The sequence below is a fragment of the Spiribacter pallidus genome (genome assembly GCF_040838495.1).
Classification (GTDB): Bacteria; Pseudomonadota; Gammaproteobacteria; order Nitrococcales; family Nitrococcaceae; genus Spiribacter; species Spiribacter pallidus.
This window is the reverse complement of record NZ_JBAKFM010000001.1, coordinates 612,780-632,739: the sequence shown is the minus strand read 5'-3', so window position 1 is coordinate 632,739 and position 19,960 is coordinate 612,780. Positions and strand designations below refer to the sequence as shown.

At 66.4% G+C, this 19,960-nt stretch carries 16 protein-coding genes; 10 read left to right on the top strand and 6 right to left on the bottom strand.

The window, feature by feature from the left end; genetic code table 11:
• The first annotated feature begins 96 nt into the window (after positions 1-96).
• From V6X73_RS03190 to V6X73_RS03145, 10 genes are all read left to right on the top strand, one after another.
• Positions 97-882 (top strand): DeoR/GlpR family DNA-binding transcription regulator, encoded by a 786-nt coding sequence (locus V6X73_RS03190; protein WP_456154521.1) that lies wholly within the window; start codon positions 97-99, stop codon positions 880-882.
• Between the two features lie 108 nt (positions 883-990).
• Positions 991-2,520 carry a glycerol-3-phosphate dehydrogenase gene (gene glpD / locus V6X73_RS03185; RefSeq protein ID WP_367957773.1) on the top strand — a complete coding sequence of 510 codons (1,530 nt, stop codon included), beginning with the start codon at positions 991-993 and terminating at the stop codon, positions 2,518-2,520.
• On the top strand, positions 2,520-3,602 hold the full coding sequence (locus tag V6X73_RS03180) for an ABC transporter ATP-binding protein (protein WP_367957774.1): 1,083 nt from the start codon (positions 2,520-2,522) through the stop codon (positions 3,600-3,602). The genes glpD and V6X73_RS03180 overlap by 1 nt, the downstream gene beginning before the upstream one ends.
• Before the next feature lie 4 nt (positions 3,603-3,606).
• Positions 3,607-4,686 carry an ABC transporter ATP-binding protein gene (locus tag V6X73_RS03175; RefSeq protein WP_367957775.1) on the top strand — a complete coding sequence of 360 codons (1,080 nt, stop codon included), beginning with the start codon at positions 3,607-3,609 and terminating at the stop codon, positions 4,684-4,686.
• 2 nt (positions 4,687-4,688) lie between these two features.
• Positions 4,689-5,555 carry a carbohydrate ABC transporter permease gene (locus V6X73_RS03170; protein WP_367957776.1) on the top strand — a complete coding sequence of 289 codons (867 nt, stop codon included), beginning with the start codon at positions 4,689-4,691 and terminating at the stop codon, positions 5,553-5,555.
• A gap of 3 nt (positions 5,556-5,558) precedes the next feature.
• Positions 5,559-6,362 (top strand): carbohydrate ABC transporter permease, encoded by an 804-nt coding sequence (locus V6X73_RS03165; RefSeq protein ID WP_367957777.1) that lies wholly within the window; start codon positions 5,559-5,561, stop codon positions 6,360-6,362.
• A 13-nt stretch (positions 6,363-6,375) separates the two neighbouring features.
• Entirely contained in the window at positions 6,376-6,672 is a 297-nt protein-coding gene (locus tag V6X73_RS03160) for a DUF2160 domain-containing protein (RefSeq protein WP_367957778.1), read from the top strand.
• A 120-nt stretch (positions 6,673-6,792) separates the two neighbouring features.
• On the top strand, positions 6,793-8,538 hold the full coding sequence (locus V6X73_RS03155; protein WP_367957779.1) for an ABC transporter substrate-binding protein: 1,746 nt from the start codon (positions 6,793-6,795) through the stop codon (positions 8,536-8,538).
• 141 nt (positions 8,539-8,679) lie between these two features.
• Positions 8,680-10,977 carry a heavy metal translocating P-type ATPase gene (locus tag V6X73_RS03150; RefSeq protein ID WP_367957780.1) on the top strand — a complete coding sequence of 766 codons (2,298 nt, stop codon included), beginning with the start codon at positions 8,680-8,682 and terminating at the stop codon, positions 10,975-10,977.
• Positions 10,970-11,269, top strand: a complete 300-nt coding sequence (locus tag V6X73_RS03145) for a metal-sensitive transcriptional regulator (protein WP_367957781.1) — start codon at positions 10,970-10,972, stop codon at positions 11,267-11,269. Before V6X73_RS03150 ends, V6X73_RS03145 begins: the two co-directional genes overlap by 8 nt.
• Here V6X73_RS03145 and V6X73_RS03140 read toward each other — a convergent pair.
• The 6 genes from V6X73_RS03140 to otsB form a co-directional block, all read right to left on the bottom strand.
• A complete protein-coding gene (locus V6X73_RS03140; RefSeq protein WP_367957782.1) occupies positions 11,266-13,977 on the bottom strand; it encodes a bifunctional acetate--CoA ligase family protein/GNAT family N-acetyltransferase in 2,712 nt (903 codons plus the stop codon). The two genes, V6X73_RS03145 and V6X73_RS03140, sit on opposite strands and share 4 nt — an antisense overlap.
• 75 nt (positions 13,978-14,052) lie before the next feature.
• Positions 14,053-14,985 (bottom strand): AEC family transporter, encoded by a 933-nt coding sequence (locus V6X73_RS03135; RefSeq protein WP_367957783.1) that lies wholly within the window; start codon positions 14,983-14,985, stop codon positions 14,053-14,055.
• On the bottom strand, positions 14,982-16,061 hold the full coding sequence (dinB, locus tag V6X73_RS03130) for a DNA polymerase IV (RefSeq protein WP_367957784.1): 1,080 nt from the start codon (positions 16,059-16,061) through the stop codon (positions 14,982-14,984). The genes V6X73_RS03135 and dinB overlap by 4 nt, the downstream gene beginning before the upstream one ends.
• A complete protein-coding gene (locus tag V6X73_RS03125) occupies positions 16,048-17,424 on the bottom strand; it encodes an alpha,alpha-trehalose-phosphate synthase (UDP-forming) (RefSeq protein ID WP_367957785.1) in 1,377 nt (458 codons plus the stop codon). The genes dinB and V6X73_RS03125 overlap by 14 nt, the downstream gene beginning before the upstream one ends.
• The gene (locus V6X73_RS03120) at positions 17,421-19,232 is read right to left on the bottom strand and encodes a glycoside hydrolase family 15 protein (protein ID WP_367957786.1); all 1,812 of its coding nucleotides are present in this window, start codon (positions 19,230-19,232) and stop codon (positions 17,421-17,423) included. The genes V6X73_RS03125 and V6X73_RS03120 overlap by 4 nt, the downstream gene beginning before the upstream one ends.
• Positions 19,190-19,942, bottom strand: a complete 753-nt coding sequence (gene otsB / locus V6X73_RS03115; RefSeq protein WP_367957787.1) for a trehalose-phosphatase — start codon at positions 19,940-19,942, stop codon at positions 19,190-19,192. The genes V6X73_RS03120 and otsB overlap by 43 nt, the downstream gene beginning before the upstream one ends.
• Positions 19,943-19,960: the final 18 nt, after the last annotated feature.

Here is a 19,960-nt window from a genome sequence, read left to right as displayed (position 1 = left end):
CGGATTGCGCCGGTCCAACAACTCGGTATGATCAAATGCAACCATTAAATGTCAAGGATCATTTTCGAATCCGAAACATCGGGGGAGGGGTCGACCATGATGGCCGACGATGCAGGCGTTGAGCTTAATCGCCGACAACAGGCGATGCTCAAGCTCGTCGAGGAACAGGGATTCGTCTCCGTCGAGGAGCTCGCACAGCACTTCGCGGTGACCGCGCAGACCATTCGGCGCGATATCAATGCCCTTTGTGGTGCCGGGCTGCTGCGTCGCTACCACGGCGGCGCGGGGCTGCCGTCGAGTGTCGAGAACGTCGCCTATCAAGCCCGGCAGGTGTTGCATCTCGAGGCCAAAGAGCGCATCGCCGCGGCCATCGCTGCGCGCATCCCCAACCAGGCGTCGCTTTATATCACCCTCGGGACCACCACCGAGGCAGTGGCCCGGGCGCTGCGCGAGCATCGCGGGCTGCGGGTGATTACCAACAACCTCAATGTCGCCAGCACCCTGGCCGAAAACCCCGGTTGCGAGGTCATTGTCGCCGGCGGCGTGGTGCGCCACCGCGATCGGGGCATTACCGGCGAGGCCACCATCGATTTCATGCGTCAGTTCAAGGTCGACTACGCGGTGATGGGCATCTCGGGCATCGAATCCGATGGCACCTTGCTCGATTTCGACTACCGCGAGGTTCGGGTGTTGCAGGTCATCATGGGCAATGCCCGTTCGGTTCTGCTCGGAGCCGATCACAGCAAGTTCGGTCGCAACGCCCTGGTCCGCGTCGGCGATCTCACTGAAATCGCAGAGCTTTTTACCGACATTGAGCCGCCTGCGGCGGTGCGTCGCCTCCTCGCCGACCACGGCGGCCGGCTCGTGGTAGCCGGCGAGTAGGGCGCGGAAATGTTCGCTTGACACCCCTTTTCCGGCTGGTATGTTTGAAACCGAACATCAAGAGGCGGCAATATAGCGGCCCAATTACAGGCTGGAGGAGAGGCGCACGTGTCTTCCGATCATCAGCGGAACGATTCCTACGACCTGGTTGTGGTCGGCGGCGGCATCAACGGCGCGGGCATCGCTCGGGACGCGGCCGGCCGCGGGCTGCGCGTGTTGCTTTGCGAACAGGGCGATCTGGCCAATTACACCTCGTCGGCCAGCACCAAGCTCGTCCACGGCGGGCTGCGCTATCTCGAATATTACGAATTCCGTCTGGTGCAAAAAGCCCTCGCCGAGCGCGAGGTGCTCATGGGCATCGCCCCGCACATCATCTGGCCGCTGCGGTTTGTCATGCCCCATGTCAAAGAACTGCGCCCGGCCTGGATGATCCGCATGGGGCTTTTCCTCTACGACCACCTGGGCGGGCGCAAGAAGCTGCCCGGCTCCAGGGGGTTGAACCTGCAGACCCACTACACCGGCAAGCCGCTCAAGGACAGCCTCAAGAAAGGCTTTATGTACTCCGATTGCTGGGTCCAGGACTCGCGGCTGGTGGTGCTCAACTGCATGGATGTGGAGGCCCGCGGCGGCACCGTGCTGCCCCGGACCCGCTGCACCGACGCCCAGCGCAGTGACGAGCACTGGTCGGTGGAACTCACCGACACGGTCAGCGGCAAGACCACGCGGGTCAACACCCGGGCGGTGATCAACGCCGCCGGCCCCTGGGTGGCACGACTGCTCAGTGATGCCATGCATCGCAACGACGACAAGGACGTGCATCTGGTCAAGGGCAGCCATATCGTGGTGCCTCGGATGTTCGATCACGAGGCCTCGTATCTTTTCCAGAACGACGACGGCCGGGTGATCTTTGCCATCCCCTACGAGCAGCATTTCACCCTCATCGGCACCACCGATGTCGCCTACGAGGGCAACCCCGCCGAGGCCGAAGCCAGCGACGACGAAATCCAGTATCTTTGCGATGCGGTCAACCGCTATTTCAAGCAAGGCATCGAGCCGGCGGACGTGGTCTGGACCTACTCCGGCGTCCGGGCGCTCTATGACGAGTCCGACGAAGCGGACGTCTCGGCGGTGAGCCGCGACTACAGCCTCGATCTCGACAGCAGCGCTGCACCGCTTTTGTCGGTGTTTGGCGGCAAGATCACCACCTACCGCACCCTGGCCCGCCAGGCGGTGGATCAGGTCGCACCGCTGCTCGGCGCGCCGATCGACGACTGGACCGGCAAAGCGGCATTGCCGGGCGGGGATATCCCGGGGGGTGATTTCGAGCACTACCTCGAGCGGTTGTGCGCGGCCCGGCCGTGGCTGCCGCAGGACATGGCCTGGCGGCTGGCGCGCAACTACGGCACGCGTACCGAGCAGATCCTGGGGGAGGCGGCGTCACTGGATGATCTGGGAGAGCACTTCGGAGCCGATCTGTATGAGGCCGAGCTGCGCTATCTGGCCGAGGCCGAGTGGGCGATGACCGCCGAGGATGCAATCTGGCGGCGCAGCAAGCTGGGGTTGATGCTCACGCCGGCCGAGCGTGAGCGGGTGGCCGCCTGGTATGCCGGGCAGAACGACAAGAGGGCAACTGCATAATGGGGCTGGTCCTGGAGGGGGTGAACCGCACCGTCGATGGTGAGGTATTCCTCAGTGATATCAACCTGACCTTCGAGCGCGGCGAGTTCAACGTGCTGCTGGGCCTGACCGAGGCCGGCAAGACCACCTTGATGCGCATCATGGCCGGGCTCGAGCCCCCCAACTCGGGGCGGGTGATCGAAGACGGCACGGATGTGACTGCGGTGCCGGTGCGCAAGCGCTCGGTGGGCATGGTCTATCAGCAGTTCATCAACTACCCGTCGCTGAGCGTCTACGACAACATCGCCTCGCCGCTCAAGCTCGCCAAGCTGTCAAAAGCCGAGATCGACCGGCGGGTACGGACCGAAGCCGAGCGCCTGGGGATCGATCACCTCATCGACCGGCTGCCATCGGAGCTCTCCGGCGGTCAGCAGCAGCGCTGCGCCATGGCCCGGGCGCTGGTCCGCGACGCCAAGCTGGTGTTGCTGGATGAGCCGCTGGTCAACCTTGACTACAAGCTTCGCGAGGGGCTGCGCTCGGAGTTGCGCAACCTCTTTGCCGACCGGGACACCGTGGTGGTCTATGCCACCACCGAGCCCGAAGAAGCCCTGGTGCTGGGCGGCAAGACCACCGTGCTGCACGAAGGCCGGGTGGTCCAGCATGGCGTCACCGCCGAATGCTACCGCCACCCGGCCAACACCACCGTGACGCAGGTCTTCGCCGACCCGCCTATGAACCTCATGCCGGTCCGTGTCGACGACGGGCAGATCCATGCCGAGGGGCTTTTCAGCGCGCCGCTGCCGGCCCACATGCGGGATCTGGCGGCTGGTAGCTACACCCTTGGGATCCGGCCCCACCATCTGTATGCCCAGGCGACGGATGACCGGGTTGCCCTGGCCGGTGAGGTCGAGGTGGCGGAGATCGCCGGTTCGGTGACCTATGTCCATATCGAGATCAACGGCCGCGACTGGGTCGTGGAAGAGCGCGGCGTGCATCAGGTCCATCCGGGCGACGCCTTCTCGGCCCACATCGATCTGGCCCGCGCCTACGCCTTTGATGGATCAGACAACCTGGCGGCGGCGCCGGCCAGCGAACGCGGATAACACCATGGCCCGTATCGAACTCAACAACCTTGCCCATCAGTACGCCCCCGGCGGTGACTATGCGCTGCAGCCCATGCAGCATGTCTGGGAAGACGGCGGCGCCTACGCGCTGTTGGGCCCCTCGGGCTGCGGCAAGACCACGTTGCTCAACATCATCTCCGGGCTGCTCCAGCCCTCTCAGGGCCGGGTGATGTTCGGCGAGCGCGATGTCACCACCCTGCCGCCCGAGCAGCGCAACATCGGCCAGGTTTTCCAGTTTCCGGTCATCTACGACACCATGAGCGTGTTCGATAACCTGGCCTTCCCGCTGCGCAACCGCAAGCTGGGCGAGGACTACGTCGAGCGGCGCGTCACCCAGATCGCTGGCATGCTGGGGCTCGAGGATGTATTAAAGCGCCGCGCCAAAAATCTTACCGCCGATGCCAAGCAAAAGATCTCGCTGGGCCGGGGGCTGGTCCGCGAGGACGTGGCCGCGGTGCTCTTCGACGAGCCCCTCACGGTCATCGACCCGCATCTTAAATGGCAGCTCCGCCGCAAGCTCCGCGAGGTGCATGAGCAGCTCAATCTGACGCTCGTGTATGTCACCCATGACCAGACCGAGGCGCTGACCTTCGCCGATAAGGTGGTGGTCATGCTGGCCGGCCAGGTGCTGCAGGTGGGTACCCCCCAGGCGCTTTTCGAGCGCCCCGAGCACACCTTTGTCGGCTATTTCATCGGCAGCCCCGGGATGAACTTCTTTGACTGCCAGGTCGAGGGCGGCGAGGCGCTCATCGAAGGCCATCGGGTGGCGGTGGACCCGGCCATGGCGCAGGCCGCCGGTGAAGCCGGCGGACTGCTGCAACTGGGCATCCGCCCGGGGCTGATTCGCACCGCCGCCGCCGGCGAGAAGGGCCTGACCCTGCAGGTCGAGAACGTCGAAGACCTGGGCGATTACGAGCTGGTCACCGGTTATCTGGGCAGCCAGAAGCTCCATGTCCGCCTGGAAGAGTCCGAGAAGATTGGCAGCGATGGCCTCGAGGTGGTCTTCCCCCGGGAGCATGCGCTGCTCTATGCCGACGATCGACTGGTCGGTGGAGGGAAATAGCTGTGGATAAGCGCGAATACCAATGGGCGTGGCTGATGGTCCTGCCGGTGGTGCTGGTCGTGGCGTTCAGCGCCATCATGCCGCTGATGACCGTGGTCAACTACTCGGTGCAGGACATCTTCGGGCCGGACTCGCGGTTTTTCGTGGGCACCGAGTGGTTCAAGGAAGTCCTCCGCGACCCGGCCCTGCATGGGGCGCTGGTCCGGCAGATCATCTTCTCGGCGGCGGTGCTTTTCATCCAGATTCCGCTGGGCATCGGCCTGGCGCTATGCATGCCCAAAAAGGGCATCGGCGTGTCGTTTGCCCTGGTGCTGCTGGCGCTGCCGCTTCTGGTGCCGTGGAATGTGGTCGGCACCATCTGGCAGGTCTTCGCCCGCCCGGATGTGGGCCTGGCCGGTGTCACACTCAACAGCCTGGGGCTTGACTACAACTACACCGGCGACTCGCTGGATGCCTGGTTCACGGTGCTGGTGATGGATGTCTGGCACTGGACCTCGCTGGTGATCCTGCTTTGTTACGCCGGCCTGCAGGCCATCCCGGATGCCTTCTACCAGGCCGCGCGGATCGATGGCGCTTCGCGCTGGGCGGTGTTCCGCTATATCGAGCTGCCCAAGTTAAAGGGCGTGCTGCTCATTGCCATTTTGCTGCGGTTCATCTTCAGCTTCCGGATCTATGCCGAGCCGTTCGTGCTCACCGGCGGTGGCCCGGGCAACGCCACGACATTCCTCAGTCAGAGCCTGACGACCATGGCCGTGGGGCAGTTCGATCTGGGGCCAGCGGCGGCGTTCTCGCTGGTCTACTTTCTGATCATTCTGCTTTTTAGCTACGTCTTCTATCTGACCATTCTCAACATGGACCGGGAGGGCTGATCGATGGGCTCGAGGCGTCGTTACATCTTCCTGGGCCTGTGGCTGGTCTTTTTGATGCTGCCCATCTACTGGCTGGTCATGATGTCGCTGAAGACCAACCAGGAAATCCTCTCGACCTTTTCGCTGTGGCCGCAGAACCTGACGGTGGATAACTACATCAAGATATTCACCGACCCGACCTGGTATCCCGGCTATATCAACTCAACGCTTTATGTGTTGATGAACGTCATCATCTCGCTGACGGTGGCGTTGCCGGCGGCCTATGCCTTTTCGCGCTACAACTTTCTGGGCGACAAGCACCTGTTCTTCTGGCTGCTGACCAACATCATGGCGCCGCCGGCGGTGTTTTTGCTGCCGTTTTTCGAGCTCTACCAGAGCGTCGGGCTCTATGACACGCACATCGCGGTGGCGCTCGCGCATACGCTTTTCACCGTGCCGCTGGCGGTGTGGATCCTGGAAGGGTTCATGTCCGGCGTGCCCAAGGAGATCGACGAGACCGCCTATCTCGATGGCTATTCCTGGCCGCGGTTTTTCATCACGATCTTCCTGCCCTTGATCCGCTCCGGCGTGGGCGTCACGGCGTTTTTCTGCTTTATGTTCTCGTGGGTGGAGCTGCTGCTGGCGCGCACGCTCACCTCCACCGAAGCCAAGCCCATTGCCGTGACCATGACCCGGACGGTCAGTGCCTCGGGCCTGGACTGGGGGCTTCTGGCCACCGCCGGTGTGCTCACCCTGGTGCCCGGGGCGCTGGTGATCTGGTTCGTGCGCAAACACATCGCCCGCGGCTTCGCCCTGGGCCGGGTCTGATTGGAGTGACGGCATGAATGCGGAAGCAGGATTCAATCTGGCGTGGATGGCCTGGACGCAGCCGGTGGCCATCTTTTTTGCAGCCATTGTGGTGATGCTGGTGGTCTTTGGCGTGCTGCAGTTCGTCATCCCCACCTACGAGCGGCGCGGCTTTCTGCCGGTGCCCACGACCCGGGGCGATCGGCTTTTCATGAGCCTGCTGGGCTCGGCGTTCATCCATCTCATCTGGCTGGCGTTCTCGGACGCGAGCCTTTTGATTGCCTCGGCCATTTCCGTTGCCTATGCAGCGGTGATGATGCGCTGGGGCTGACCGGCTTGCGCCCGCCCCCCGGGCCGGGTGCATGGCATGAAACGGGCAAGTGCCGGATGGGCCGGTGCCGCTGCCCTTGGAAACCGGGATCACATGGATCCCCTCCAGGAGGAGAACGAAATGAAACAGCAGAAAAGCGCCATGCGGCCCTGGACGGCGCTTGCCGTTGCGGCCGCCCTGGGTGTGGGTGGAATGGGCAGTGTCCATGCCGCCACCGCCGAGCAAATGGCTGTTGCCGAGCAGTACCTGGACGAGTTCCAGCCATCCACGCTGACCCGCGAAGAGCAGCTCGAGCAGCTCGAGTGGTTCATCGACGCCGCGGAGCCGTTCCGCGGCATGGATATCTCGGTGGTCTCCGAGACCATCACCACCCACGAGTACGAGGCCAGTGTGCTGGCCGAGGCCTTCAGCGAGATCACGGGCATCAATCTCACCCATAACCTCATCGGTGAAGGGGATGTCATCGAGGCCCTGCAGACCGAGATGCAGTCCGGCGAGAGCATCTATGACGGCTACGTCAACGATGCCGACCTCATCGGCACGCATTACCGGTATGGTCAGGTCATCCCGCTGTCCGATTACATGGAAGGTGAGGGCGCGGAGGTGACTTCGCCCTATCTGGATCTGGATGACTTCATCGGCCTGGACGCGGTGACCGCGCCCGACGGCAAGATGTACCAGCTCCCGGACCAGCAGTTCGCCAACGTCTATTGGTTCCGCTACGACTGGTTCCAGCGCGAGGATCTGCAGGCGCAGTTCGAGGACATCTACGGCTATGAGCTGGGTGTGCCCACCAACTGGTCCGCCTACGAGGACATCGCCGAGTTCTTCACCGAGCATGCCGGTGAGCTGGACGGCCGCGAGGTCTACGGCCACATGGACTACGGCAAGAAGGACCCGTCGCTGGGCTGGCGTTTCACCGATGCGTGGCTTTCCATGGCCGGCGCCGGTGACAAGGGCCTGCCCAACGGCCTGCCCGTGGACGAGTGGGGCATCCGCGTCGAAGACTGCCATCCGGCGGGCTCTGACGTGACCCGGGGTGGTGCGGTCAACGGCCCGGCCGCGGTTTACGCCCTGACCAAGTACATCGACTGGCTCGATGCCTATGCGCCGCCGGAGGCCTCCGGCATGACCTTCTCCGAGGCGGGCCCGGTCCCGGCCCAGGGTCAGATCGCGCAGCAGATCTTCTGGTACACCGCCTTTACCGCCTCGATGGCCCAGGAGGGCACGCCGGTGGTGAACGACGACGGCACGCCGAAGTGGCGCATGGCCCCTTCGCCGTCCGGCCCGTACTGGGAAGAAGGCATGAAGGTGGGTTATCAGGACATCGGTTCCTGGACCTTCTTCGAGCACGCCGATCCCGAGCGTCGCAAGGCGGCCTGGCTGTATGCCCAGTTCGTTACCTCCAAGGTGGTCTCGCTGAAGAAGTTCCACGAGGGCCTCACCCCGATCCGCCAGTCCGACATCATGCATGAGTCGATGACCGAGCGGGCACCGCGTCTGGGTGGTCTGGTCGAGTTCTACCGCAGCCCCGACCGCGAGATGTGGACTGATACCGGCACCAACGTGCCCGACTATCCGCGTCTGGCCCAGCTCTGGTGGTCCAACGTGGCCGCGGCCGTCACCGGCGAGGTGACCCCGCAGCAGGCCATGGACAACCTGGCCGAAGAGCAGGACCGGGTCATGGAGCGTCTCGAGCGTGCGGGTGTCCAGGAGCGTTGCGGACCGCGCCTCAACGAAGAGCGGGATGCCGAGTACTGGTTTAACCAGCCCGGCGCACCCAAGCCACCGGTCGACAACGAGAAGCCACAGGGCCAGACCGTGCCCTACGACGAGCTCGTTGCGAGCTGGCGCGAGAGCATGTAATCCGGACCCATCTCCTCATCCGGAACCTTGGGGGCCTGCGGGCCCCCTTTTCTTTTGGGGTGCCGCTTTCTGCCGATTGACCGACCCCCCGGGGGGAGGGGTAGAATCAAAGCATCAGATGGCAGTTAGCGATGCATGACCATGAGCGAGCAAACCCTCACCCTGACCATTTCGGGGCTGAACTGCGCGAGTTGCGTGCGCCGTGCCGAGACGGCGATAAACGGTGTCGACGGGGTGCAGAGCGCAAGCGTCAACCTGGGCACCGGCAAGGCCCAGATCCAGCTGGACGGGTCGGTGGATCCGACCACCGCCGCCGATCAGGCGGTCGCCGCGGTGGAGGCGACGGGCTACGGAGCCGAACGGGCCGAGGCGCCGGGCGGCAAGGCCAACGACGAGAATCCGGCGGCCCGCGAACAGGCATTGCTTTTGCAGCGGTTGCGCCTGGCGGCGGTCTTTACCGTGCCTTTGGTGATCATCGCCATGGGTCGACACCTGCCCGGTGGGCAGGCGTTTTTCCACACGTTGCTGCCGGAACGCGCCTGGATTGGCATCGAGTGGCTGCTGGCCACCCCGGTGGTGTTCTGGGCCGGTCGCGAGTTCTTCGTCCGCGGCTTGGCCGAGATGCTCCACCGCGCGCCGGCCATGAGCAGCCTGGTGATGATCGGTGCCGGGGCCGCCTATCTCTACTCGCTGCTGGTGCTGCTGGTGCCGGGGCTTTTTCCCGCCGGCACCGCCGGCAGCTATTTTGAGGCCGCCGGCGTGATCGTCACCCTCATCCTCGCCGGTCGCTACCTCGAGCAGGTCGCCCGCGGCCGGACATCGCAGGCCATTCAGCGGCTGCTGCGGTTGCAGTCGCGGACCGCCCGGGTCATGCGCGATGACGAGCCGGTCGAAGTGGACGTCGACGCGGTCGCGGTGGGTGACCGGGTGCTGGTGCGGCCCGGTGAACGCATCCCCGTGGATGGCCATGTGCGCGAGGGCCAGTCACGGGTGGATGAGTCCATGCTCACCGGCGAGCCCGTGCCCGTGGCCAAGGCCGCGGGGGATGAGCTCAGTGCCGGGACGGTGAATGGCAGCGGTTCGCTGACCTTTGACGTGACCCGGGTGGGCGGCGAGACGGTGCTGGCGCGGATCATCGACATGGTCGAACGCGCCCAGGCCGAAAAGCCGCCCATCCAGCGCATGGCCGACCGGGTGGCCGGCGTGTTCGTCCCCATCGTGCTGGTGGTGGCACTGGCCACCGCTGCCGTGTGGCTGACCGTCGGGCCCGAGCCGGTCCTCTCGTATGCATTCGTCGCGACGGTGAGTGTTCTGCTCATCGCTTGCCCCTGTGCCATGGGGCTTGCCACCCCGACGGCGATCATGGTGGCCACCGGCAAGGGCGCCGAGCAGGGCATGCTCATGCGCCGCGGGGCGGCCCTCGAGTCGCTGGCCCGGGCGGATACGGTGGTGCTGGATAAAACCGGCACGCTCACCGTTGGTCAGCCCCGGATGACGGATCTGGTGGTCCCGAGCGGCGCCGAGGACGAGGCCCTTGCCATGATCGCCGCAGTGGAGCAGCACAGCGAACATCCGCTGGCCGAGGCCATTGTCAGCGCCGCCCGGGAGCGTGGTCTGTCTCTCTCCGCGGCCACGGACTTTGACGCGGTGAGTGGCTATGGCATTACCGCGCAGGTCGAGGGTCGCTACGTCCACGTGGGCGCGGCCCATTACATGGAATGGCTCGGGGTCGACACCACGGCGGTGGCCGACGCCGTGGCCAGACTCGCCCGGGACGCCCGCACGGTGGTCTATGCCGCAGTGGATGGCCAACTGCTGGGGGTGGTGGGCATCGCCGATCCGCCCCGACCCGAGAGCGCCGCGGTCATCCACGACCTCAAGGCCGCCGGCCTGCGGGTGGCCATGGTCACCGGTGACCAGCAGGCCACCGCCGATGCGCTGGCCCGGCAGCTGGGCATCGACGAGGTCATGGCCGGGGTCCTGCCCGATGGCAAGGCCCGCGAGGTCGGCCGGCTGCAGGCGGATGGCCAGCGGGTGATGTTTGTCGGGGATGGCATCAACGACGCGCCGGCCCTGGCCCGGGCCGATGTGGGCATCGCCATTGGCACCGGCACCGACGTGGCCATCGAATCCGGCGACGCGGTGCTGATGCGCGCCGATCTCAATGGCATCCGCGATGCCTTGAGCCTGGCCCGGCGCACCCATCGCACCATCATCGGCAACTTCGTCTGGGCCTATGGCTACAACGTCCTGCTCATCCCGGTGGCGGCGGGGCTGCTCTTCCCGTTTACCGGCTGGTTGCTCAACCCCATGGCCGCCGCGGCGGCGATGAGCCTGTCGAGCCTTTTTGTGCTCACCAACTCCCTGCGGCTGCGGCGGTTTTCGCCGGCGCCCTCCGCCGGGTCGACCACGCCACAGCCGGAGGTGGCCCATGGATGAGAAGACCCATTGCGAACTGACCCTTGATGCGAATGTTCGCGAAGACGCGCGCCGGCGACTGGCCTCGGTGCGTGGGCATGTCGAGGGGGTGGTGCGGATGCTCGAGCGCGACGATGTCTACTGCGTGGATGTGCTGCGCCAGTTAAAGGCGATCAACGCCGCCCTGGACCGGGTGGGTGACACGGTGCTGCGCAGTCATCTGCGCCACCATGTCACCAACGCCCAGGCCCGGGGGGATGACGAGCGCATCGTCGCCGAGCTCATGGAAATCCTCAAATACCGCCAGGGCTAGCCGGCGTCGTTCAACGGCAATTGGACCTCGATGATGTCCCGGTCGTCGGGGTCGGTCCGCTCGCTGAATCCCAGTTGCCGGCAGAGCGCGAGCATGGGCTGGTTCTCGCGCAGGACCTCGCCGGTGATCGCCCCGATGCCCCGCTGCCGGGCATAGTCGATGACATGCTCCATGAGAATCCGTCCCAACCCCTGACGGGTGAGCTCGTGGCGGACCACGATGGAGTATTCGGCCTGCTCGCCATCCGGGTCGGCGTGGATGTGCACCGCGCCATAGAGCTCGGCCTCGCCGGGCACCCGGTCCGGGTCGGTGATGATCAGCGCCATCTCGCGGTCATAGTCGATCTGGGTAAAACGCGCCGCCGCCATGTGGCTTAGCTGCTTCATGGGGGCAAAAAACCGCAGCCGGATCTGTTCCGGGGTCAGATGCGAAAACGCCCGGTGCAGCGCCGGTTCATCCTCCGGCAGGATGGGGCGGAGCAGATAGTCGCTGCCGTCATCGGCACGGACCCGTGTCTCGAGCTCACGCGGATAGGGCCGGATGGCCAGCCGGCCGGCGCCGTCGCCGGCCTCACCCACCCGGATGCGGGCGTCCAGCGCGATGGTGCCACCCGCCGAGGCCAGCAGCGGGTTGATGTCGAGCTCTTTGATCCGCGGCAGATCGGCGGCGATCTGCGCGATGCGGGTCAGGGTCAGCGCGATGGCCTCGAGGTCCGCCGCCGGGCGGTCGCGATAGCCCTGGAGCTGGCGGTAGATGCGGGTGCGCGAGACCATGTCCTTGGCCAGTTTGAGGTTGAGCGGCGGCAGCGCCAGGCTCTGGTCGCGGATCACCTCCACCGCCGTGCCCCCCTGGCCGAACAGCACCACCGGCCCGAACTGGGCATCCTCGGTGAACCCGGCGATCAGCTCCCAGGCGCCGGCGCGCTTGACCATGGGCTGGACGCTAAAGCCCTGCAGGTCCGCATCCGGATAGGTCTTGGCCACCCGCCGCTGCATGGCCTCGGCGGCGCTGCGCACGCCCTCGGCGGTCTCGAGATCCAGCACCACCCCACCGACGTCGCTTTTATGGGTGATATCCGCCGAGAGGATCTTGATGGCGGCGGGCAGCCCCAGCCGTTCCGCCGCCTCGCCCGCCGCCGCCGGTGTGGCAGCAACCTCGGTGGGCACCACATCGATGCCGTAGGCGGCGAGCAGGGATTTGGCCTCGGGCTCGCTTAGGATGGCCCGATCTTCATCCACTGCCCGGTCAATCAAACGCTTGGCCCGGTCATGGTCGGGCTGGAAGAGCTCGGGCACCGACGGCGGGGTCTCGAGCAGCTGCTCCTGACTGCGCCGATAGGCCACCATGTGCATGAACGCCCGCACCGCCGCCTCGGGGGTGGTGTAGCTGGGGATGCCCGCCTCGGCAAACCGCCGACGGGCGTCCTGGGCGGTGTGTTCGCCCACCCACGAGGTCAGCATGACCGGGCGCTGACCGCTGCCCGAGGCCTGCCAGCGTTGATGCTCGGCGATCACCGCCTCGGCCGCATCCATGCTGTCGGCCACCGCGGTGGGGCAGTTGAGCACCAGAATGGCATCGGTCTCGGCATTGTCGGCGAGCACCGCCAGGGCGTCGGCGTAGCGTTTGCCCGGGGCGTCGCCGATGATGTCCACCGGATTGCCCTTCGACCAGGTGGCCGGCAGCACCTCATCCAGCGCGGTGGTGATGTCGTCGTCGAGTTCGGCGAGGTGGCCGCCCTGGCCGACCAGTGCGTCGGTGGCCAGAACGCCGATGCCACCGCCGTTGGTCAGGATGGTCAATCGGTCGCCGGCCGGGGGTTCGGTCGAGGCCAGCGTCTCGACGGCGGCAAAGAGCTCGCCCAGGGTGTCCACCCGCAACATGCCGGCCCGCCGGAAGGCGGTGTCGTAGACCGCATCCGAGCCGGCCAACGCCCCGGTGTGCGAGGCGGCCGCCTGGGCGCTTGCCGCGTGGCGGCCGGATTTGACCACGATCACCGGTTTCATGCGGGCCGCTGCTCGGGCGGCGGACATGAACTTGCGTGCGTCGGTGATGGCCTCGACATACAGAAGGATCGCCCGGGTGTCCGGGTCATTGGCCAGGTAATCGATGGTATCGCCAAAGTCCACATCCGCCATGTCCCCCAGCGAGATCATGTGCGAAAAGCCGATGCCCCGGCGCTTGGCCCAGTCCAGCACCGAGGTGACGATGGCGCCGGACTGGGTGACAAAGGCAAGCCGTCCTCGGGGCGGTGCCAGGTGCGAGAAGCTGGCATTGAGCCCGATGCGCGGCACTAGGATGCCCAGGCAGTTGGGCCCGATGATGCGGGTTAGCTGCGGCCGTGCCGCATCCAGTACCGCCTGACGGCGCTGCTCGCCGGCCTCGTCGCCGCCCTCGCCAAAGCCGGCGGTAATCACCACCACCCCGCGGGTCCCCCGACGGGCCAGCGCCTCGACGATACCCGCCACGGTATCCGGCGGCGTGCAGATCACCGCCAGATCCGGGGTCATGGGCAGGGCATCGATATCGGGATAGCACAGAACCCCCTCGATGGCGTCATGCTTGGGGTTGACCGGCATGATCGGCCCGTCGAACCCGCCGCGAAAGAGGTTGCGTGCCAGCACCGCACCCACGGATCCGGGACGGCGGCTGGCCCCGATGACGGCGACCGACCGGGGCTTGAAAAGGGCGTTGAGGTTGCGAATGGTCATCGGATGCTCCTGGCATGCTGCATAGCAACATACCCAGTGTAACGAACATCAGCGCCTGCGTTGTGACAGCCGGGATCAGCCCAGGTGGCGGGCAAGCAAAGCCAGTACCAGCGGCAGCGTCAGCGCCGAGATGGCCGTCTGCAGCGTCAGCATGCCGGCGACCAGGCGAAAATTGCCACCCATCTGACGGGCCAGGATGTAGGCCGAGGTGGCGGTGGGCAGCGCGGCGAAAAGCACCAGGACCTGGGTCTCGAGCGTGCTCAGGCCGATGCCCACCGCCAGGGCCCAGGCGATGGCCGGCATGGCGATGAGCTTGACGGCGGCCGCTCCCACCATCGGCGCGCCGGTGCGCCGGAGTGCGCCCATGCGAAGACCGGCGCCGACGCTGATCAACCCCAGCGGGACGGCGGCGCTGCCGGCGATCTCGAGCAGGCTGCTAAGCCACGGATGCAGGCCGATGCCGCCGACGTTGAGCAGCAGCCCGAGCACACAGCCGATGATCAGGGGGTTTTTCACCAGGCTGCCGGCGATATAGGCGGCGGTGGTGGGGGTGTTGTTGAAGCGGCTCAGCACCAGCACACAGCCCAGGTTGATCAGCGGCACCATGATGGCGATCACCACCGCGGTCACCGCCATCGCCGGCTCGCCGTAGACCGCCAGCACCACCGCGATCCCCAGGTAGGTGTTAAAGCGGATGCCGCCCTGGTAGAGCGAGGTCAGATCGGGCCCGTTGAGTCGCAGCAGGGGCTGCAGGGCAAAGGTCAGCGCACTGCCCAGGGCGATGGTGCCGCCGGCGGCCAGGAACACCGGGACCAGCCGGGCCGGGTCGACATCGGCGGTGGCCAGACTCTCGATAAGCAGCGCGGGGAAGAGAAAGAAATAAATCAATCGACCCAGATCCGGCCAGAACCCTTCGCCGGGGAAATCCGCCCGGGCCAGGGCGGCGCCGATCACGATCAGACCAAAAAGCGGGACCAGGGCCCCGAGGATGGCGGCGAGGGTATTCATGGTCGGGCGGGTTCCGGGTGGCTGTCCTCAAGGCCGGCGAGCTGGACGCCCAGCAGGCGCACGGCCCGGTGCAGGCGATGGGCATAGAGGCAGGCGCGGGTGGTCTGTGCCAGCGTTGCAAAGTCATCGGTAGGGCCGGTCAGGCTCTGCGAGCGGGTATGGGTGGTGAAGTCGCGATAGCGGATCTTGACCGTCACCGTGCGGGCCAGCAGATGGCGTTGGCACAGCCGGGTGTGGACCTCGGTGAGCATCTGCTCGGCCTCCCAGGCCAGTCGGGCACTGCTGCGGCAGTCGGTCTGGAAGGTGCGCTCGCGGCCAATGGATTTGCGCACCCGCTGCGACTGGACCGGCCGTTCGTCGCGCCCGTGGGCGGCGTCATGCAAAGCCCGGGCGTGGCGCTCGCTGAACTCGCTACCCAGGGTCGTAAGCGGTGTCCGGGCCAGGTCTCCCACGGTCTCGATGCCCAGGCCGGCGAGACGCGCGCCGGTTTTGGGCCCCACACCGTGGAGCACCCGGGCGTTGAGCGGCCAGACCCGATCCTCAAGATCGTCCGGGCCCAGACAGGTCAGCCCGTCGGGCTTTTCCAGATCCGAGGCGATCTTGGCCAGCAGCCGGTTGGGGCCGATGCCCACCGAGGCCACCAGGCCGGTATCCTCGCGGATCGACTGCTTGAGCGCCCGGGCGAGCGCCACCGCATCACCGGTCCGGTCGCTGACATCGAGATAGGCCTCGTCCAGCCCCACCGCCTGGATCACCGGTGTGACCCGGTGGAGATGCCGGAACACCGCCTCCGAGGCCTCGCGGTAGGCGGCCATGTCCACGGGCAGAAAGACCGCATCGGGGCAGAGGCGCGCGGCGGTGCGAAGGGCCATGCCCGAGTGAATGCCATAGACTCGGGCCTCGTAGGTACAGGTCGAGACCACGCCCCGCCGGGACGGATCACCCCGGCCGCCCACGACCATGGGCTGGCCGCGCAGCTCGGGCCGCCGGCGCAGCTCCACAGCGGCAAAAAAGGCATCCATGTCCAGGTGCATGATCCGACGCCGGGCGGGCGTGGCCGGATCAAGCCCGGGCAACGCCAAGGTCGTCGAGGAAGCGCTGTTCCCAGGCACCAATGTCGTTCTCCCGCAGGGTGGTCATCATCGCCTCGTGCCGCCGGCGCCGCTCGGGCAGCGGCATGGCCAGCGCCTGGTTGACGCCGGCGGCGATGGCATCGATGTCGTAGGGGTTGACCCGGATGGCATCGGTGAGCTCGGCGGCGGCGCCGGCAAGCTCCGAGAGCACCAGCACGCCGGGGTTGTCCGGATCCTGGGTGGCGACAAACTCCTTGGCCACCAGGTTCATGCCATCGCGCAGCGGGGTGACCAGGCCCACCCGGGCAGCGCGGTAGAGCCCCATGATCGAGCCCCGGGCAAAGGTTCGGTTGAGATAATGCAGCGGTGCCCAGTCGAGGTCGGCGTAGGTGCCGTTGATATGCCCGGCCAGTCCCTCCAGGCGTTGGCGCAGATCGGCGTATTCGCTGATGCTGCTGCGCGAAGGGCTGGCGATCTGCATGAGCACGGTGTGACCGCGGCGGTGGGGGTAGTCTTCGAGCAGCGCCTCAAAGGCCCGGAACCGCTGCTCGAGGCCCTTGGAGTAGTCCAGCCGGTCGACACCAATCATCAGATCGCGCTCGCCCAGGCCGTTGAGCAGCCGGCGGACACGGTTGGTGGTCAGCGTGCGCGCCGCGGTGCGGGCCAGCTCGTCCACGGCGACGCCCACCGGATAGACCCCGGTGCCAAAGGGGTGATTGCGGTGCCGCAACGCCCCGGGGGCGTGGACCAGCGCGCCGATGGCCCGGCCGGCGGATTCCTCGAAAGCGTGCTGGTCGTTACGGGTCTGGAAACCCAGAAGATCAAACCGGCACAGATCCTCGAGCAGCTGGCGGTGGCCGGGCATCGCCCGCAGCACATCGTAGTCGGGAAAGGGGATATGCAGGAAAAAGCCGATGCGGTTGCCGATGCCGCGTTCGCGCAGCTCCCGCGCCAGGGGCATGAGGTGATAGTCGTGGACCCAGAGGATGTCGTCGGGCTCGATCAGCGGCGCCAGGGCATCGGCGAACAGCGCATTGACCCGGCGATAGGCTTCGCCGTAGCGGCGCTGGTAATCCATGGCCCCCAGGTTGAAATGAAACACCGGCCAGATCACCGCGTTGGCGTAGCCCAGGTAGAAGTCGTCGTAGTCGGGCTTGGCAAGGGGCAGGGTGGCGTAGTCGATGCCCTCGTGATGCGCCACCCGCGGGCGGGTCACCGCCGACTGGCTGAGCTGGCCGTTCCAGCCAAACCAAAGCCCACCCCGGCGTTTGAGGGCATCGGTCAACGCCACCGCCAGTCCACCGGCCTGGGGTTGGCCCGAGCCGGGATTGGGGACCCGGTTGGAGACCACCACTAGACGGCTCATAGCGCCTCCTCCCAGGGGCGGCTCAGGTGCATGGCCGAGTTGATCAACCCCACCATGCTGTAGGTCTGCGGGAAGTTGCCCCACAGCTCGCCGCTCTGGGTGTCGAGATCTTCCGAGAGCAGCCCCAGCCGGGTGCGGTGGCCGAGCATGTTCTCGAAAAGGGCCCGCGCCTCATCGCCCCGGCCGATGGCATCGAGGGCGTCGATGAACCAGAAGGTGCAGATGTTAAAGGCGTTCTCGGGCAGGCCGAAGTCATCCTCGGCGGCGTAGCGAAAGAGGTGATCGCCGCGTCGCAGGTGCCGCTCGATGGCCTCGACGGTGCCGACAAAGCGGGGGTCATCGGCGGCCATGAACCCCAGTTCGTGCATCAGCAGCAGACTGGCGTCCATGGTCTCGCCGCCGAAGGTCTCGGTGAAGGCGTTTTCAGTGGCATTCCAGGCCTGGCGGCAGATATCGGCGTGCATGCGATCGGCCTCATCGCGCCAGCGCCGGGCATCGGCGTCGAGCTCGAGCTGGCCGGCGATGCGGGCCAACCGATCGCAGGCCGCCCAGCACATCATCGCCGAGTAGGTATGCACCTGGGTCCGGCCGCGATACTCCCAGATGCCGGCGTCGGGCTGGTCATAGAGCCGGGCGGCCTCCTCGCCGAGGGCGCAGAGGCGATGATAGAGCGCCCGATCGCCGGGACGGTCGAGGCGCTGGTCAAAGAACGCCTGGGTGGCGGCGAGCACCACCGTGCCGTAGACATCGTGCTGGTTTTGCCGGTAAGCGGCATTGCCCACGCGCACCGGCTGCATGCCGCGGTAGCCACCCAGCGCATCGGCGGTGGTCTCTTCGATGCGGCGCTCGCCGCCGATGCCGTAGAGCGGCTGCAGGCGGCTGTCATCCGTGCCGGCCACCAGGTTGATGATATAGCGCAGAAAGCCCTCCATGGTGCGGGTGGCGCCCAGGCGGTTGAGGGCATGGACGGTAAAATAGGCATCCCGCAGCCAGCAGTAGCGATAGTCCCAGTTGCGCTGGGTGGCCGCCGCCTCGGGGATCGAAGTGGTGAACGCGGCGATCACCGCGCCGGTGTCTTCGTAGGCCGAGAGCTTGAGGGTGATCGCCGCCCGGATCACCGAGGCCTGCCACTCGAAGGGAATGGCCAGCGAGCGGGACCACTCGCGCCAGTGGTCCTCGGTCAGCTCGAGAAAGCGCCGGCCCATGGCATCCACCGACTCCTTGACGCTCTCGTCCGGGCCAAGGACGAAGGTCATGGTCCCATCCACCACAAAAGGGGTTTCATCGAGCACATGGGTGAGCGGGGCATCGGTGGTGACCCGCAACACCTGGTCGTTGCGCAGAAACCGGACATGGTTGCTGCCCCGGGTGGCGGCCGGCGCTTCGCCGTCCCAGCCCATCGACGGGCGCAGCCGGGCGCGGATCACGGGGTTGCCCCGCAGCACCTCGAGCCGGCGGATGATCATCACCGGCCGATAGAAACGGCCGTACTGACGAAAGCGGGGGCAGAAATCGGTGATGCGCAGCACCGCGCCGTGGCGGTCGGTGAGCTCGGTGCAGAGCACCGCGGTATTGCGTCGGTAGTACTGCTGGGTATGGCAGGGGTCGCAGAGCTCGATGGCAAACTGCCCCCGATCCTGGGTGTCCACCAGCCGCGAGAAGGCCGGTTCGGCGTCAAACCGGGGCAGGCAGGACCAGACGATGCTGCCCCGCTCGTCCACCAGTGCGGCCACCTGGCAGTTGCCGATGACCCCCAGCTCCAGATCTAGCGGTGGTCGGCCAGTTGTCTCGCCAGACGGTTCAGCCATTGCAGTGCCTCGTTAACAGAGTCGATGGTGTGGTGCGCGGCGGTGGCGCGATCGCCATCGCCCACCCGGATGGTATGGCCGCCCAGTTGATTGACCGCGGCGAAGGCGTACTCGTCGGTCACATCATCGCCCATGAACACCGGCACCCGGCCGGCGAAGGGGGGCTCGCGCATATAGGTCTGGACCACCGTGCCCTTGTGTTGATCCGCCGGCTTGAGCTCGAGGACCTGTTTGCCGTCCATGAGCACGAACTCATCGCCCATGGCGTGGCAATGCGCGCTCAGCATGGCCCGCGCGGCGTCGGCTGCCGCCGGGGCGCCGCGGAAGTGCAGCGTGATGGCATTGCCCTTGTCCTCCATCACCGTGCCCGGGTGGTCTTCGACGAAGGCCTGGACCGCCGCCCGGGCCTGGCGGAATGCCGGGGTGCGATCAAGCGGCGCGTAGGTCTGGCCGCGTCCATCCCGGCGCTCCAGCCCGTGGACCCCGGCCATGGCCGGCAGTGCCCCGTCAAGCAGGGCATCCAGGCCCGCCAGGCTGCGTCCCGAGACGATGGCGACTGCGCCGTCCAGGGTCGCGGCCAGTCGCTTTAAAAGCCCCGGCAGGGTCTCGGGCACCACCACCGCATCGGGGTGGTCGGCGATTTCCACCAGCGTGCCGTCAAAATCCAGAAAAAGCGCCCAGTCGCTGGCCGGCTGGGGCAGGGCGTTCATTCGTGCATCGCCGGAGTG

Coding starts and splice junctions, on each gene's coding strand:
- V6X73_RS03190 (WP_456154521.1), top strand. CDS start 97: ATGATGGCCGACGATGCAGGCGTTGAGCTTAATCGCCGACAACAGGCG.
- V6X73_RS03180 (WP_367957774.1), top strand. CDS start 2,520: ATGGGGCTGGTCCTGGAGGGGGTGAACCGCACCGTCGATGGTGAGGTA.
- V6X73_RS03175 (WP_367957775.1), top strand. CDS start 3,607: ATGGCCCGTATCGAACTCAACAACCTTGCCCATCAGTACGCCCCCGGC.
- V6X73_RS03165 (WP_367957777.1), top strand. CDS start 5,559: ATGGGCTCGAGGCGTCGTTACATCTTCCTGGGCCTGTGGCTGGTCTTT.
- V6X73_RS03160 (WP_367957778.1), top strand. CDS start 6,376: ATGAATGCGGAAGCAGGATTCAATCTGGCGTGGATGGCCTGGACGCAG.
- V6X73_RS03155 (WP_367957779.1), top strand. CDS start 6,793: ATGAAACAGCAGAAAAGCGCCATGCGGCCCTGGACGGCGCTTGCCGTT.
- V6X73_RS03150 (WP_367957780.1), top strand. CDS start 8,680: ATGAGCGAGCAAACCCTCACCCTGACCATTTCGGGGCTGAACTGCGCG.
- V6X73_RS03145 (WP_367957781.1), top strand. CDS start 10,970: ATGGATGAGAAGACCCATTGCGAACTGACCCTTGATGCGAATGTTCGC.
- V6X73_RS03140 (WP_367957782.1), bottom strand. CDS start 13,977: ATGACCATTCGCAACCTCAACGCCCTTTTCAAGCCCCGGTCGGTCGCC.
- V6X73_RS03135 (WP_367957783.1), bottom strand. CDS start 14,985: ATGAATACCCTCGCCGCCATCCTCGGGGCCCTGGTCCCGCTTTTTGGT.
- V6X73_RS03125 (WP_367957785.1), bottom strand. CDS start 17,424: ATGAGCCGTCTAGTGGTGGTCTCCAACCGGGTCCCCAATCCCGGCTCG.
- V6X73_RS03120 (WP_367957786.1), bottom strand. CDS start 19,232: ATGGCTGAACCGTCTGGCGAGACAACTGGCCGACCACCGCTAGATCTG.
- otsB (WP_367957787.1), bottom strand. CDS start 19,942: ATGAACGCCCTGCCCCAGCCGGCCAGCGACTGGGCGCTTTTTCTGGAT.